Annotated in this window: 15 protein-coding genes; 10 read left to right on the top strand and 5 right to left on the bottom strand. The window is 73.7% G+C overall.

The window, feature by feature from the left end:
- Positions 1–214: 214 nt before the first annotated feature.
- On the top strand, positions 215–925 hold the full coding sequence (locus V6U89_RS21515; RefSeq protein WP_334573152.1) for a lysophospholipid acyltransferase family protein: 711 nt from the start codon (positions 215–217) through the stop codon (positions 923–925).
- 148 nt (positions 926–1073) lie between these two features.
- On the opposite strand, the gene V6U89_RS21510 is transcribed toward V6U89_RS21515, so the two are convergent.
- A complete protein-coding gene (locus tag V6U89_RS21510) occupies positions 1074–4658 on the bottom strand; it encodes an ATP-binding protein (RefSeq protein ID WP_334573151.1) in 3585 nt (1194 codons plus the stop codon).
- A gap of 157 nt (positions 4659–4815) precedes the next feature.
- Here V6U89_RS21510 and V6U89_RS21505 point away from each other — a divergent pair, with 157 nt between their 5' ends.
- Positions 4816–5031 (top strand): hypothetical protein, encoded by a 216-nt coding sequence (locus V6U89_RS21505; protein WP_334573150.1) that lies wholly within the window; start codon positions 4816–4818, stop codon positions 5029–5031.
- Positions 5032–5091: 60 nt separating this feature from the next.
- Here the strand turns inward: V6U89_RS21505 and V6U89_RS21500 are convergent, their stop codons facing one another.
- On the bottom strand, positions 5092–5784 hold the full coding sequence (locus V6U89_RS21500; protein WP_088961072.1) for a Crp/Fnr family transcriptional regulator: 693 nt from the start codon (positions 5782–5784) through the stop codon (positions 5092–5094).
- A gap of 283 nt (positions 5785–6067) precedes the next feature.
- Between V6U89_RS21500 and V6U89_RS21495 the strand changes: the two genes are divergently transcribed.
- From V6U89_RS21495 to V6U89_RS21475, 5 genes are all read left to right on the top strand, one after another.
- Positions 6068–6565, top strand: a complete 498-nt coding sequence (locus tag V6U89_RS21495) for a polyadenylate-specific 3'-exoribonuclease AS (protein ID WP_334573149.1) — start codon at positions 6068–6070, stop codon at positions 6563–6565.
- A gap of 67 nt (positions 6566–6632) precedes the next feature.
- Positions 6633–7136 carry a pyridoxamine 5'-phosphate oxidase family protein gene (locus V6U89_RS21490; RefSeq protein WP_334573148.1) on the top strand — a complete coding sequence of 168 codons (504 nt, stop codon included), beginning with the start codon at positions 6633–6635 and terminating at the stop codon, positions 7134–7136.
- A 179-nt stretch (positions 7137–7315) separates the two neighbouring features.
- Positions 7316–8344 (top strand): 6-phosphofructokinase, encoded by a 1029-nt coding sequence (locus tag V6U89_RS21485; RefSeq protein WP_334573226.1) that lies wholly within the window; start codon positions 7316–7318, stop codon positions 8342–8344.
- 73 nt (positions 8345–8417) lie between these two features.
- Complete coding sequence (gene proC / locus V6U89_RS21480) at positions 8418–9236, top strand: pyrroline-5-carboxylate reductase (protein WP_334573147.1); 819 nt, start codon at positions 8418–8420, stop codon at positions 9234–9236.
- Positions 9237–9331: 95 nt separating this feature from the next.
- Positions 9332–9682 (top strand): DUF2203 domain-containing protein, encoded by a 351-nt coding sequence (locus V6U89_RS21475; RefSeq protein ID WP_334573146.1) that lies wholly within the window; start codon positions 9332–9334, stop codon positions 9680–9682.
- A 15-nt stretch (positions 9683–9697) separates the two neighbouring features.
- Here the strand turns inward: V6U89_RS21475 and V6U89_RS21470 are convergent, their stop codons facing one another.
- Together V6U89_RS21470 and V6U89_RS21465 are read right to left on the bottom strand one after the other, a co-directional pair.
- A complete protein-coding gene (locus V6U89_RS21470) occupies positions 9698–10378 on the bottom strand; it encodes a class F sortase (RefSeq protein WP_334573145.1) in 681 nt (226 codons plus the stop codon).
- Positions 10375–11241: a DUF4397 domain-containing protein gene (locus V6U89_RS21465; RefSeq protein ID WP_334573144.1), complete on the bottom strand. Its 867-nt coding sequence runs from the start codon at positions 11239–11241 to the stop codon at positions 10375–10377. Before V6U89_RS21465 ends, V6U89_RS21470 begins: the two co-directional genes overlap by 4 nt.
- A 147-nt stretch (positions 11242–11388) precedes the next feature.
- Here V6U89_RS21465 and V6U89_RS21460 point away from each other — a divergent pair, with 147 nt between their 5' ends.
- A complete protein-coding gene (locus V6U89_RS21460) occupies positions 11389–11871 on the top strand; it encodes a GNAT family N-acetyltransferase (protein ID WP_334573143.1) in 483 nt (160 codons plus the stop codon).
- A 9-nt stretch (positions 11872–11880) separates the two neighbouring features.
- A complete protein-coding gene (locus V6U89_RS21455; RefSeq protein ID WP_334573142.1) occupies positions 11881–12429 on the top strand; it encodes a GNAT family N-acetyltransferase in 549 nt (182 codons plus the stop codon).
- 459 nt (positions 12430–12888) lie between these two features.
- On the opposite strand, the gene V6U89_RS21450 is transcribed toward V6U89_RS21455, so the two are convergent.
- On the bottom strand, positions 12889–13578 hold the full coding sequence (locus tag V6U89_RS21450; protein ID WP_442933964.1) for an NADPH-dependent F420 reductase: 690 nt from the start codon (positions 13576–13578) through the stop codon (positions 12889–12891).
- Between the two features lie 238 nt (positions 13579–13816).
- On the opposite strand from V6U89_RS21450, the gene V6U89_RS21445 reads away from it, so the two are divergent.
- Positions 13817–14620, top strand: a complete 804-nt coding sequence (locus tag V6U89_RS21445; protein WP_334573140.1) for an SGNH/GDSL hydrolase family protein — start codon at positions 13817–13819, stop codon at positions 14618–14620.
- The last annotated feature ends 14 nt before the right edge of the window (positions 14621–14634 follow it).

Genomic DNA, 14634 nt, shown 5'->3' with positions numbered 1-14634 from the left:
TTGTGTCGGCGCCCCGTACGCCGTGCCCTGAATCGTGACACGTCCGGACCCGGTTCCGGGAGTGCGTTGTGGCGTGCCGCTCCCGGTTCGTAGGCTCAGGGCCGACGATCCCACCGACCGACGGCCATTCCCGGCGCGGTCGCCGGGCCCGCCCGGCAGCCCACCGGCCCGATTCTCCGGTGGTGTCGCCCGCCCCTGCTCCGGAAGGACACCGTTGCTGTACTGGCTGATGAAGTACATCATCCTCGGCCCGCTGCTCAGGCTGATCTTCCGTCCCCGGGTGGAGGGGCTGCACCACGTACCGGAGACCGGTCCGGTGATCCTCGCCAGCAACCACCTGTCGTTCTCGGACTCGATCTTCACCCCGCTGATCGTGCCGCGAAAAGTCACTTTCGTGGCCAAGGCGGAATACTTCACCGGTAAGGGCATCAAAGGCTGGCTCACCAAGGCGTTCTTCGCCGGCACCGGCTGCATCCCGGTCGACCGCTCCGGCGGCCGCGCCGCCCAGGCGGCCCTGGACACCCAGCTCAGCGTGCTGCGGGCCGGCGGCGTCGCCGGGATCTACCCGGAGGGGACCCGGTCGCCCGACGGGCGGCTCTACCGGGGCAAGACCGGGGTGGCCCGGCTCGCGCTGGAGAGCGGTGCCCCGGTGGTGCCGGTGGCGATGCTCAACCTCGACGAGATCCAGCCGCCCGGCAAGCTGATCCCCAAGATCGCCCGGGTCCGGATCCGGTTCGGCCCGCCGCTGGACTTCTCCCGCTACGCCGGCCTGGCCGGCGACCGCTTCGTCGAGCGGGCGGTGACCGACGAGATCATGTACGAGCTGATGGAACTCTCCGGTCGCGAGTACATCGACATGTACGCCGCCAAGCTCAAGAACCAGCCCCCCACCGAGCCGGTCACCCGCGAACCGATCGCCGCCTGACCAACCCCACCGCCGACCCATCACGCCACATGCCGCCGTGAGCGGGCAGTTTCACGGAAAGAGTGGCTATTCCGCGCGGAATAGCCACTCTTTCCGTGAAAGTGGGCGGATCTTGGGCCCGGGTGGTGGGTGGGCGAGGGGGTGGGGGTCAGGAGGCCAGGGCGGGGCCGGCCTGCGGGACGGGGCCGCGGGCCAGGTCCAGTAGCCCGGGGGCGTCGTTGCGCAGGGCGAAGGTGCGCACCTCGGCCAGCGGCGCCCGGGCCGCCGGGTCGCCGGCCAGGGTCAGCTCCGCCGCCGCCAGCGCCAGGGCAAGCACCCGGTCGGTGACGTCCGGGATGCGGGCGTAGATCTCCGCCCCGGCCAGGTGCAGCTCGCCGGCGCGCCGGTGGTCGCCGTCCGCCGCGGCCAGCGCCCCGGTCACGGTGCGCAGCGCCGCCTCCGACCACGGGGTGCGGTGGGCCAACTGGTCCAGCATCGCCCGGACCCGTACGGCGGCGTCCCGGCCGGCCAGCGTCGCCGCGTACGCCGCCGCCGCGATCCACTCGCCGCTGGCCAGCGCCGGCACGGCCGTCCACGCCTCGGCCAGCTCCTCCACCAGCGCGGCGGCCTCGTCGAGTCGTCCCTGCAAGGCCCGGCAGAGCGCGGCCATCCCGAGCATCGTCCAGTACGGCCGGTGGAAGCCGCTGCGGCGGGCCGTCTCCAGCGCCGCCGCCACGTCGTCGCGGTGCCGCTCGGCCCCCACGGCGGCCGGCCCGTCGCCGGCGGCCGGCAGCGGGCGCGGTGCCGGCGGCACCGGCAGGCCCCGCAGCACCAGCAGGCACGAGCGCAGGCCGCGCACCTGCATGTCCCAGCCGCCGGTGGGGGTGTCCACGAACGCGTCGGCGGCGGCCAGCAGCCGGCCGAAGTCCCCGTCGAAGTACGCCCGCATCGCCTCGCCGGAGTAGCTGGTGGCCAGCGTCTGCCCGCTGCCCCGGGCGGCCGGCGCGGTCGACAGCAGCGCGTCGGAGCGCAGCCAGTCGCCCTCCTCGCGCAGCGCGAAGGCGAGGTTCTGCAACGCCCGGGGCAGGGCCAGCAGCTGCTGGGCTCGGCTCAGCTCGACCAGCGCGTGCAGCTCGTCCAGGCCGGCCCGGTCACCGGCCTGGTAGCGAGCGGTGGCCGCGGTGATCCGGGCGTTGGTGCGGATCTCCGCCAGGCCCAGCCGCTCGCCGATCCCGGCCGCCGTCTCGGCGGCGGCCACCGCCGCGTCCCGCTCGTAGTTGAGCATGTGCAGCCGGCCCAGCTCGGCGTGCGCGTCCGCCTTCTGGGCACTGTCCGGCAGCGGCGCGAAGAGCGCGACCGCCCGGTCCAGGCAGGCCACCGCGGCACTGCGGTCGGCGCGCAGCCAGGCGGCCTGGCCGAGCAGCGTCCAGGCCCGGGCGGCGCAGGCGTCGTCGCCGTGCGCGAGCAGCCGGTCGGCCAGCGCGTGCAGCTGCTCCGGGCCGCCGCCGGACAGGAAGGCGTTGCCGTCGCGGTAGAACGAGATCTCGGTGCTCAGCAGCTCCAGTTGCAGCCGGTCGACCGGGTCGCTGTCGTCGGCCAGGCCGAGGGCGCGGCCCGCGTGGCTGGCCGCGGCGTCCAGCCCGTGCAGGGCGTACGCGCGGCGGGCCGCCCGGTGCAGCGCGGCCCGCGCGGGGCCGGCGTACCGCTGGATCGGCATGCCCAGCGTGCGGGCGATCTCGTGGGCCGCCCAGCGGTGGTGCGCCAGCACCTCGGCCAGGTCGGTGTCCCGGCTCTGCGACAGCGCGTCCAGCCAGCCCGCCGTCCGCTCGTGCCGGGCCACCCGCTCGGTACGCGGCAGCCGCTGGTAGCAGACGTCGCGCACGAGTACGTGCCGGAACCGGAACTCCGGCTGCCCGGCCATCGTGGACGCCGCCTGCTCGTGGACGAAGTCGCGCTGCTCCAGCCGGCGCAGCGACCGCTCCACCGACTCGACCGGCTGGCCCAGCGCGGCGGCCACCGCCCCCGGCCAGAACTGCACGCCGACCACCGAGGCGGCCAGCAGCACCGCGCGGTCCTTGGCGTCGAGCAGGTCGACGCGATTGGCGATGACCGAGTGCACGCTCTCCGGCATCGGCAGTTCGAGGTGCTTCTCCAGCGACCAGCCCCGCCCGGACTGGCGCAGCGCGCCCTGTTCGATCAGCATCCGCACGTACTCGTGGGCGTAGAGCGGGTTGCCCCCGGCCACCTCGATCAGCGGGCTGAGCATGTCGGCGGAGAAGGCCGCCTGGCCGAACATGTGCGCGTAGAGCGAGGCGATGCCGGTGTCACGCAGCGGCGGGAGGGTGATCGTCACCGAGCCGGTGATGGTGCCCGCCCAGCTCGGGTCCCGGTCCACCAGCTCCGGGCGGGCGGTGCAGAGCAGCAGCAGCGGCACGTCCCGGGCCGCGGCGCCGAGCAGCTCGACGAAGCGCAGCATCGCGTCGTCGGCCCAGTGCAGGTCCTCGAAGACCAGCACGGTGGGACGGCGGGCGGCCAGCGCCAGCAGGAACCGCCGCCAGGCCGACTCGGTCTCCTCGGCGGGCAGCGTGACGCCGGCGAGCCCGACCAGCGGGCGCAGCGCGTCGACCAGCCGGTCCCGCTCGCCCGGGCCGACCAGCTCGGCCGCCGCCGCGCTCAGCCGGCGGGACGCGGTGAGGGCCGGGTCGGTGTCGAGGATGCCGGCCTCGGTCTTGACGATGTCGGCCAGCGCGGCGAACGTGACGTTCTCGCCGAACGGCGGGCACCGCCCGGTACGCCAGCTCACCGGTTCGTCGACCAGCCGCCCGGAGTGCCGGTACAGCTCCCGGATCAGCCGGCTCTTGCCGATGCCGGCCCGGCCGAAGAGCGTCACCACCTGGGGGCGGCGGTCCCGCAGCGACCGGTGCAGGGCGTTGACCAGCAGGCCCAGCTCGTGTTCGCGGTCGATCAGCGGGGTGGCGTCGGGTTCCCGGTCGGTCGGCTGCCGGCGTACCGGGGACAGGGCCAGCCAGACCTCGGTGGGCGAGGAACGCCCGCGCAGGGTGACCGGCGGCTGCTCGGCGTACCGGATGGCGTCCTTGGTCAGCGCGTGGGTGTTGCCGCAGACCAGCACCCCGCCGGGCGGCGACACCGACTGCATCCGGGAGGCGGTGTTGACCACGTCGCCGGCGACGATGGCCTGCCCGCCGTCGCGGGCGGCGGCCACGTCGACCAGCGCCTCGCCGGTCGCCACGCCCACCCGGAAGCGCAGCTCGTCGGCGCCGGTGGGGGCGAACCGGGTGAGCACCCGTTGCAGCTCCAGCCCGGCCCGCACGCAGCGCAGCGCGTCGGTCTCGGTGGCCACCGGGGCGCCGAACAGCGCCATCACCGCGTCGCCGATGTACTTCTCGACCACGCCGCCGTACTGCCCGACGACCCGCTTGGCGGCGGAGAAGAAGCCGGTCTGCATGCCGCGGACCTGCTCGGGGTCGGCCCGTTCGACGTACGGCGTGAAGTCGATCAGGTCGACGAAGAGCACGCTGACCCGGCGGCGGTCCTCCTGCGGGGTCGCGACGGGCCGGCCCGAACCGGCGCGGGGCGCGCCGCACGAGGTGCAGAACACCGCGTCGGTGGCGAGCGGCCGCAGGCAGTGCGGGCAGAGCGCACCCAGCTCCGTCCCACAGCCACCGCAGAAGCGGTCGCCGTCGGCGGCGGTACGTCCACAACGGTCACACTGCGCGGAGATGACGCCCTCCACTGGTCTGCCTGCCGGTCGTCGCCCGATGTCCACCGTGAGTATCGCCGGTGCCGGCGCTGTCAGGTACCGGGCTGTTGGCTTGTGGACACTCCTCCGGCCGGTTGGGAGAGCTACATTCAGGCGGCCGAAATCCCATCAATGATCAAGGGGAGAGATCATGGTATATGTGAAGCTGGAGAGCGACTGGACCGACGGTGACGGCGTCGCCCACTCCGCGGGGGAGTCGGTCGACGTCGACGCCGCCACGCTGGCCGTGCTCCAGGCCGAGGGGATCGTCAGCGAGCAGTCCGGTGACGGCAAGGACGGCACCGACTGGGCCGGGCCGACCGGCGCCACCACCAGTTGGGCGGGGCCGACCAGCACCACCCCGTGAGCCGGAGACGGTGAGCCGACGACGCGGCCGGCGCAGGCAGCGCCCGGCCGCGTCGCGCGGTCAGCGGTCGTTCATCCCGGCCCGGCGGCGCAGCGCCGACACGTCGGTGACGACGATCCGGCGACCCTCGGTCCGCAGCCAGCCCCGGCTGGCGAAGGAGCCGATCGCCTGGTTGACGCTCTGCCGGGAGCCGCCGGCCATCTCGGCGAGCTGGCTCTGGTTGAGCTCGATGGTGATCATCGGGGCCTGGCTCTCGCCGGCCAGCCGGACCAGGGTCTTGGCCACCCGGCCGGGCAGGTCCAGGAAGACGTGGTCCGCGTTCTGCTCGGTCAGCCGGCGGATCAGGCCGCCCAGCGAGCGCATCACCGCGTCCAGGATGCGCGGGTTGGAGTGCACCAGCTCCATGAAGGCGGGCCGGGACAGGGCCAGCGCGGCGGAGTCCTCGATCGCCTCGGCGGACGCCGAACGGGTGGAGGCGTCCAGCAGCGAGACCTCGCCGAGCACGTCCGGCGGTCGGATCACCGACAGCACCGCCCGTTCGCCGGTCGGCGCGGTGCGGAACACCGCCACCGCCCCTCGGCGCAGCACGATCAGCGACTCGCCCGGGTCGTTCTCCACGAAGAGCAGCTGGCCCTTGCGGTACGTGCGCGGCACCGCCGCGGCGATCACCCGCTGCCGCACCTCCGGCTCCAGCCCGGCGAACATCTCCACGCCCGTCAGGGCGTCACCCGGCTCCGGCAGGCGCATCTCCACGGCCCAACCCCTCCCCGGTCAAGGACCACAACTCGCTCACCGGGTGAACCTGACGGCCCCTGAAGAGGTGAACTGACACCAATTCGGCGTCCGGTAGCGGTACACATCAGATCATGACGGTCCAGTCGCTTGCTGTACACCCCTCAAATCGTCTGCGTGACGCCGCCGGTCGGGGTCGGTGTGCCGGCTGAGGTGCGGTTTCGCCCTGGTGGCAAGGGTGGGGAGCCGGTCGGGAACGGACCCGGGCGGCGGACGCCGCCGGGCGTACGCGAGGATTGACGCGATGGTCTACCGCTATTTCTACGACTGCGAATTCATCGAGGACGGCCTCATCGTCGACCTCGTGTCGATCGGTGTCGTCGACGAGTACGGCCGCGAGTTCTACGCGGTCTCCACCCAGTTCGACGACTCCCGCGCCGTGCCCTGGGTGCGCCGCAACGTGCTCGACAAGCTGCCGTCCCCGGCCGAGCGCGCCTGGCGCTCGCGCGAGCGCATCCGCGACGACCTCTACGAGTTCCTGCTGGAGCCGATCCGTGACCGCCCGGGTGAGCAGCTCGAACTCTGGGCCTGGTACGCCGCGTACGACCATGTGGTGCTGGCCCAGCTCTGGGGGGCGATGCCGGCGCTGCCCCGGGAGATCCCCCGGTTCACCAAGGAGCTGCGCCAGCTCTGGGACGACCGGGGTCGGCCGAAGCTGCCCGACGCGGACGCCGACCGGCACGACGCCCTGGTCGACGCCCGGCACAACCTGGCGCGCTGGCGGGCGATGACCGGCCGGTGAGGCCATGCGGGTTTGACCCGTTCTGTCCGGGGCACCGGTTCGATGAGCCGATGCGAGGGAGTTCACGATGAGTAGTGACCCGACCAGCGTCGCCGACGCCCGCCGCCGGGTGACCGAGCTGATCCGGCAGGCCCGGATCTGCATGCTGACCACCATCGGTGTCGACGGGCGGATGGTGAGCCGGCCGATGGCGTTGCAGGAGGCGGAGTTCGACGGCGACCTGTGGTTCTTCGCCTACGCGGACTCGCCGAAGGTGCGCCAGATCCGGGTCAACCCGGAGGTGAACGTGGCCTTCTCCGACCAGCGGCACGACGCCTGGGTGTCGGTCTCCGGCACCGCCCAGGAGGGCTACGACCGGGCGAAGGCCGAGCGGCTGTGGAACCCGCTGCTGAAGACCTGGTTCCCGGACGGCCTGGACACCCCCGGCCTGACGCTGATCAAGGTGCACGCCAACTCCGCCGAGTACTGGGACTCGCCGGGCGGCGCGGTGGTCAACCTGCTCGGGTTCGCCCGGGCGGCGGTGACCGGCAGGCCGCCGAAGGTGGGCGAGAACCACGAGGTCAGCTACTGACCGGTAGCCCGTTTCGGCCGGTGGGACGGGCCGGGGCGCGGTGTCGGCGGACACTCACGCCGACTACAGTGCGCACTGACGGCCCGCCCCGGGCCGGCAACGGCGCCGATGGTCTGATCTGACACATATCCTGGGGCTTATCCGGGCTTCACCTGATGCTCCAGGAGGATGAGCAGATCATGCGTATCGGCGTGCTCACCGGCGGCGGCGACTGCCCAGGTCTCAACGCGGTCATTCGGGCGGTGGTCCGCAAGGGCGTCGCCACCTACGGTCACGAGTTCGTGGGCTTCCAGGACGGCTGGAAGGGCCCGCTGGAGGGCCTGTCCAGGCCGCTGGGCATCGCGGAGGTCCGCGGCATCCTGCCGCGCGGCGGCACCATCCTCGGCTCGTCCCGGACCAACCCGTTCAAGATTGAGAACGGGGTGGAGCGGATCAAGGAGAACCTCGCCGCGCAGGGCGTCGACGCCCTGATCGCGATCGGCGGCGAGGACACCCTCGGCGTGGCCACCAAGCTGCACGAGCTGGGCGTCAACGTGATCGGCGTGCCGAAGACCATCGACAACGACCTCGGCGCCACCGACTACACCTTCGGCTTCGACACCGCGGTCAACATCGCGATGGAGGCCATCGACCGGCTGCACACCACCGCCGAGAGCCACCACCGCACCCTGGTGGTCGAGGTGATGGGCCGGCACGCCGGCTGGATCGCCCTGCACGCCGGCCTCGCCGGCGGCGCCAACGTGATCCTGCTGCCGGAGCGGCAGTTCGACGTCGAGCAGGTCGCCGGGTACGTCGAGAAGCGCTTCCAGCACCAGTACGCCCCGATCGTGGTGGTCGCCGAGGGCGCCCAGCCGCTGGACGGCCAGATGGTGCTGCACAACCAGGAGCTCGACTCGTTCGGCCACGTCCGCCTCGGCGGCATCGGCCAGTGGCTCGCCGAGCAGTTGGAGGCGAAGACCGGCAAGGAGGCCCGCACCGTCGTGCTCGGCCACATCCAGCGCGGCGGCACCCCGACCGCCTTCGACCGGGTGCTCGCCACCCGACTCGGCCTGCAGGCGATCGACGCGGCGCACGAGGGCGACTGGGGCAAGATGGTCGCGATGCAGAGCACCGACATCGTCCGGGTGCCACTGGCCGACGCCACGGCTGAGCTGAAGACCGTGCCGCTGGAGCGGTACGCCGAGGCCGAGGTCTTCTTCGGCAGCTGATCGCCCGGTGCCGGCGGCGCGACGGATCACCCGCCGCGCCGCCGGCCACCGTGACGGAAGGGGTACCACAGCGATGGCAGCGGGCAGGCACACGGTCGCCGTGATCGGCGCCGGCAAGATCGGCGAGCTGATGCTCTCCGGGCTGCTGCGCTCCGGCTGGCCGGTGGAGCGGCTGCTGGCCACCGCCCGGCGTCCGGCGCGCGCCGAGGAGTTGACCGCCCGGTACGGCGTACGGGTGGTCGACAACCTCACCGCGGTCGAGGAGGCGGCGGTGCTGGCGATCTCGGTCAAGCCGCAGGACGCGGCGACCCTGCTGGACGAGATCGGCCCCAAGGTTCCGCCGGACAAGCTGGTCATCTCGCTCTGCGCCGGCCTGCCCACCGGCTTCTTCGCCCGCCGGCTGCCCGACGGCACCCCGGTGGTCCGGGTGATGACCAACACGCCGGCCCTGGTCGACCAGGCGATGACCGCCATCTCGGCCGGCGCGCACGCCACCGGCGCGCACCTGGAGCTGGCCGAGGAGATGTTCACCCCGCTCGGCGCCACCATCCGGGTGCCCGAGTCCCAGCAGGACGCGGTCACCGCGCTCTCCGGCTCCGGTCCCGCGTACTTCTATCTGCTGGTCGAGGCCATGATCGACGCGGGCATCCTGCTCGGCCTGCCCCGGCAGGTCGCGCACGAGCTGATCGTGCAGACCGCGATCGGCTCGGCGGTGATGCTGCGCGACTCCGGGGAGCACCCGGTGAAGCTGCGCGAGGCGGTCACCTCACCGGCCGGTACGACCATCTCCGCGGTGCGGGAGCTGGAGAAGCACGGCGTGCGCGCGGCGCTGCTGGCCGCCCTGGAGGCGGCCCGCGACCGGGCCCGCGAGCTGGCCGCCCAGGCCGACTGAGCCCGCCGGCGGGCGGGCCGAAGGCACGGCGTCCCGGGATGGTCCGGGCGTGGGCTCGGCCGCCCGAGGACGTCCCGGTGGCCCATACTTGCCGGGTGTTCACTCTCGCCCAGGCACGGCACCTGGTGGCCACCCTGCGCCCCCGCGTCGACGAGCTGATCCGGCTCCGCGCCGACCTCGCCGAACTCCGCGCAGACCTGGCGGCCTCGGGGCTCTCGGCCCTCGGCGGCCGGGCCGAGGTGAAGGGGCTGGAGGCCCGGCTGCACGCCGTGCTGGAGGAGCTGAACTCCCACGACATCCAGGTCAAGGGCATCGCCCCGGTGCTGCTGGACTTCCCCGGCGAACGCGACGGCCGGCCGGTGCTGTGGTGCTGGCTGGAGGGGGACACCGACGTGCGCTGGTACCACCGCGCCGAGTGCGGCTTCGCCGGCCGCCGACCGGTCTGACGAGCGGTCGGACGCTCAGTCGGCCGCCGAGCGGGGGAGCGGGTCGGTCGACGGCTCGGCGACCGCGAAGACCACCACGTTGTCCCGGTAGTGGCCGGTGCGCCGGTCGAAGGCGCCGCCGCAGGTGATCAGGCGCAGCTCCGGGCCGGGGGTGGGGCCGTACACGGTGGCGGTGGGGAAGGCGTCCTTGCGGGTGCGCAGCGACCCGCTGACCCGGAAGGCCAGCCGTTGCCCGCCCCGCCGAACCTCGATCCGGTCGCCGGCGCGCAGCTCACCGAGGCGGGCGAAGACGGCCGGTCCCCGGCGGGAGTCGAGGTGGCCGGCGATCACCGCCGGCCCCGGGTCGCCGGGCGCGGGCCCGCCGCCGTACCAGCCGGCCCGGTCGTGGTCGGCCGGCGGGACCAGGTGGCCGGCGGCGTCCAGCCCGAGCTCCGCGAGGTCGGCGTCGACGCCGATCCGCGCGACGCGTACCCGGGTGGGGGGACCGTGCGGCGCGGGCAGCGGGGCGGCGGTCGTCGCGCAACTGACGGCGCAGCCGGGCCGCCAGGTCGGCGGTGGCACCGGCGCGGCCTCGCCGGCCAGCCCGACGCCGGTGCCGGCGGCGAGGCAGACCGCCGCGCCGGCCGCGACCAGCGCGGCCAGCGGCGCCCGGCGGTCGCGGTGCCGCCGGATCGCGAAGCCGGGCCGGCTGGTCACCAGACCGGTCGCCGCCGGCGCCGCACCAGCAGCGCCGCCCCGACCACCACGGCCGCCGCGAGCAGGGCGCCGGCCACCATCGGGTACGCCCCGAGCCCGCGCCCGGCCAGCCCACCGGCTCCCGCCGGCACCCCGCCGGCCGGGGTGACCGCCCCGCCCCGGGCGTCCTCACGCAGCTCGGTGGCGAGCCCACCGCGGCGGCCGTCCAGCACCAGCAGCGAGTAGACCCGACCGCCGCTGAGGGTGACCTCGGCGTCCGTGGTCGGGCCGTTGTCCCCGCCCAGCCGCAGTCGCCAGCGTCCCGGCTCGATTTCGCGATAGTCGGTGGTGGTGGCGAAGCGGACGGCGTCGGCGATGGCCGGCCCGTCGGTCGCCGCGACGTCGATCACCGGTGCCCGGACCGACGCCTGCACGACGCGGACCTTGGCCTGCCCGAGGGCCGGGGCGCTGAGGTCGTCGGCGAGCACCCGCAGGCCGAGGTCGGCGTGCCGGCCCACCCCGGCGACCGTGTACGCCGCGCCGGCCTCGACGGCCACCTCGGTGGTGAGCACCGGTGGTTGGCTGGCCGGGGCGCCCGCCTCGCGCATCGCCACCGCGTACCGGCCGGCGGGCAGGGTCAGGTAGTCGGAGACGACGCCGTAGCCGACGGCGGGGAAGACCCGGGGCTCGGCCGCGCCCGGCGCGGAGAGGTAGACGTCCACGGCGGGGGTGTCGGGGGAGAGGTGCGCGAGGCGGACGTACCCGACGTCCTGTGGCGCGGCGGCCCGGGCGGGTGGGGTGGCGGCGGCGGTCAGCGCGGCGCCGAGCAGCAGCGCCCCGGCAGCGGCGACCAGCCGGCGGGGCGCGGTACGGAGCTGGGGCATACGTCGCCTCCGAGGCGTGTCAGGGGACCGGTCACAGAGTGTCGTCCAAGAGACTGCGGCGCAACTCCCGACGCGCGTGTCGCCGCCGTTCCCGACCAGCGGAATAACCTGCGACACCCGGCCGCCGGGGTGCGGTACCGTCCGATCATGATCAAGGTGCGGCGGGCCGGACCCGGTGACGCGGCGGAGATCGTCCGGCTGCGCGGGGTGATGCTGGCGTCGATGGACGGGACGGCGCCGCCGCCCGGCCCGTGGCAGCCGGCTGCCCGGGAGGTGCTGCGCGAGCGGCTCGCCGACCCGGCGGACCCGATGGCCGTCTTCGTGGTGGACGCCCCCGACCGGCCCGGCGTGCTCGCCGCCTGCGCGACCGGCACCATCGAGCGTCGCCTGGGCGGGCCGGGCAACCCCAGTGGACTGACCGGCTACGTGTTCAACGTGGTCACCGATCCGGGGTACCGGCGGCGCGGCTACTCCCGGGCCTGCATGACGGGCCTGCTCGACTGGTACCGGGACCGCGGCGTACTGAAGATCGATCTGCGGGCGTCGGTGGCCGGCGAGAGGCTCTACCGCTCGCTCGGCTTCCGGGACACCCCCGGCCCCACCCTGCGCCTGAGCCTGCCCGCGTCCTGAGGAGTCGCCGTGTTCGCCCTGCCGTTGGCCGGTTCCGCCGAGCTGCGCCCGCTGTCGCCCTGGTGTGCGGAGGATTTCCTGGCCCACCTCGACCGGGCCCGGGAGCACATCGCGCCCTGGGTCGGCGCGTCCTTCGTGGCCACCGACCTCGATTCGGCCCGGACCGTGCTGCGTCGCTACGCCGATCTGTGGGCGCGCGACGCCGGCGGCATCTGGGGCATCTGGGACGACGGGGTCCTGGTCGGCGGGGTGATGTTCGTGTCGTTCGACGCGGCGCTCGGCGTCTGCGAGGCGGGCTGCTGGCTGGAGCCGGCGGCCGAGGGCCGGGGGCTGGTCACCCGCGCGGTCGGTCGGATCGTCGACTGGGCGGTGGGCGAGCGGGGCATCCAGCGGGTGGAGTGGCGCACCAACGCCACCAACACGCGCAGCATCGCCGTGGCCCGGCGGCTCGGCATGCGCCGGGACGGCACGCTGCGGCAGCTCTACCCGGGCCCGGCGGGCCGGATCGACATCGAGGTCTGGTCGGTGCTCGCCGACGAGTGGCGCTCGCCGGCCTGACCCCGACCCGTCCTCCCGGGTGGCTGGGTCTGCGCCGGGCGGCCAGGACGCCGCGACGGGGGCCGGCCCGCAGCGGTGGCGGTGCCGGACCGGCACCGCCACCGGGTCAAGCGTCGCCGCTCAGCTGTCGGCTTGACCTCCTCCGCCGCCATGAATGGCGGGGATTCCCTCCGCGCTGCGCGCGGAACGCGCAACGCCCGGGTGGGTTCCTGCTTCACCGCGGCCAGCCAGGACAAGTCCTGGTCTTACGTCCGCTCCACAGGCGTTTACCGTCTCCGCAAGCCCTGCGGCGACAATGTCACGCTGTGTCCGTCGTGACGCTTCGGAGCTTCCGGAACTACCCTTCGCCCCGCACGTGGCCACCGTAACACCGTCTGCCGACGTCCCGTCAACGACACGGCTCGGGCCCTGGCGGCCCTCCCCGCGCGGGCCTTCACCCCCGCCCTGAAGGGCGCAGCACTAGCCCGCATCCCGGTAGCGGCGGGCGGCGGCCAGCGCGGTCCGGACCTGCTCCGCGTTCCTCGCGGCGGGCCGCTCCCAGTCGTTCGGGTCGGCCGAGTAGAGGCCGGCGTACGCGGCGGTGTCCCGCTGGAACCGCCAGCCCTCGGCCAGCGGCCCGACGTCGACCGCGTCGTACCCGAGCGAGTCGAGGAACGCGGTCACCGCCGCCTTGGCGTCGGCGTCGTCGCCGGCGATCGGCAGCGCGCTGCGGTCGGCGGCCCCGGCCGGGCGGGCCAGGGCGCGCAGGTGCGCGAAGTAGATGTTGTTGAAGGCCTTGACCACGCTGGACTGCGGCAGGTGCGCCTGGAGCAGCTCACTGGTGGTGGTCGACTCGTCGTCCAGCTCCGGGAAGTGCCCGTCCCGCTCCGGGTAGTAGTTGTTGGTGTCGATGACCGTCTTGCCGGCCAGCGGCGCGGCGGGCACCTCGCGGTAGGCCCGCAGCGGAATGGTGACCACGACCAGGTCCCCCGCTGCGGCGGCCTCGGCCGGCGTGGCCGCCCGGGCCCGCGCGCCCAGATCCTCCACCAGGTCCTTCAGCGTCTCCGGTCCGCGCGAGTTGCTGAGCACCACGTCGTGACCGGCGGCCACCGCCAGCCGGGCCAGGGTGCCACCGATGTTGCCGCTGCCGATCAGTCCCACAGTTGTCATGTCCGTTGCCAACTCCGGTGTGGACGTCGGCATTCCCCACCGCCGCGCTTGGTTATTCGGCCGGCGGCGCGCACGGATCGTCCCGTGGCGGAATCCTTCATCATCGATCGCATCACTGGCAATAGTTTGTATCGCTAAGTATCTATCTGCATCTGCCGCGCAATCGGTGATCTTCCGACCCGCGTCAATCAATTGATATCTATCTCACACCACCACTTCCCACCCCCAGGAGTGCGACGTGCGGAGATCCCGTTTCGTGACCCTCGCCCTGAGCCTCGCCGCGTCCCTCGGCGTCACGCTCGGCATCGCGGTGCCCGCCCAGGCATCCCCCAGCGACCAGTACGTCGCCCTCGGCGACTCGTACGCCTCCGGCGTCGGCGCCGGGAGCTACACCGCCGAGAGCGGTTCCTGTCAGCGCAGCACCAGCGCGTACCCGGCGCTGTACAACACCAACATCAGGCCCGCCTCGTACCGCTCGGTGGCCTGCTCCGGGGCGACCACCACCAGCGTGACCAACACCCAGCTCTCCGCGCTCTCGGCGAGCACCACGCTGGTCAGCATCACCGTCGGCGGCAACGACGTCGGCTTCTCCACCATCATGACCACCTGCGTGCTGCAGGGGGAGACGCAGTGCGTGGCCGCGGTCCAGGCCGCCGAGGACAAGGCCCGGGCGCAACTGGCCGGCCTGCTGGCCGGCGTCTACAACGGCATCCGCAGCCGGGCACCGTCCGCCCGGGTGGTGGTCGTCGGCTACCCGGTCTTCTACCAGCTCGGCACGTTCTGCGTCGGGCTCAGCGCCACCTCCCGCGCGAAGATCAACGAAGGCATCAACCTGGTCGACGACATCACCCGCAGCGCCGCGGCCGCCGCCGGCTTCACCTTCGCCGACGTCCGGTCGATCTTCGTCGGGCACCAGTTGTGCAGCTACGGGGAGAAGTGGCTGCACGCCTTGAACTACACCAACATCGGCATCTCGTACCACCCGACGGCGGCCGGCCAGTCCGGCGGCTACTACCCGGTGTTCCGCTCGGCGGCCGGCTGATCCCGCCACCGCCG

The organism is Micromonospora sp. CPCC 206171, from assembly GCF_036906755.1.
GTDB classification, from domain to species: Bacteria; Actinomycetota; Actinomycetes; order Mycobacteriales; family Micromonosporaceae; genus Micromonospora; species Micromonospora purpureochromogenes.
Note: the sequence above shows the minus strand (reverse complement) of the source record. Positions and strands in the feature narration are given on the sequence as shown.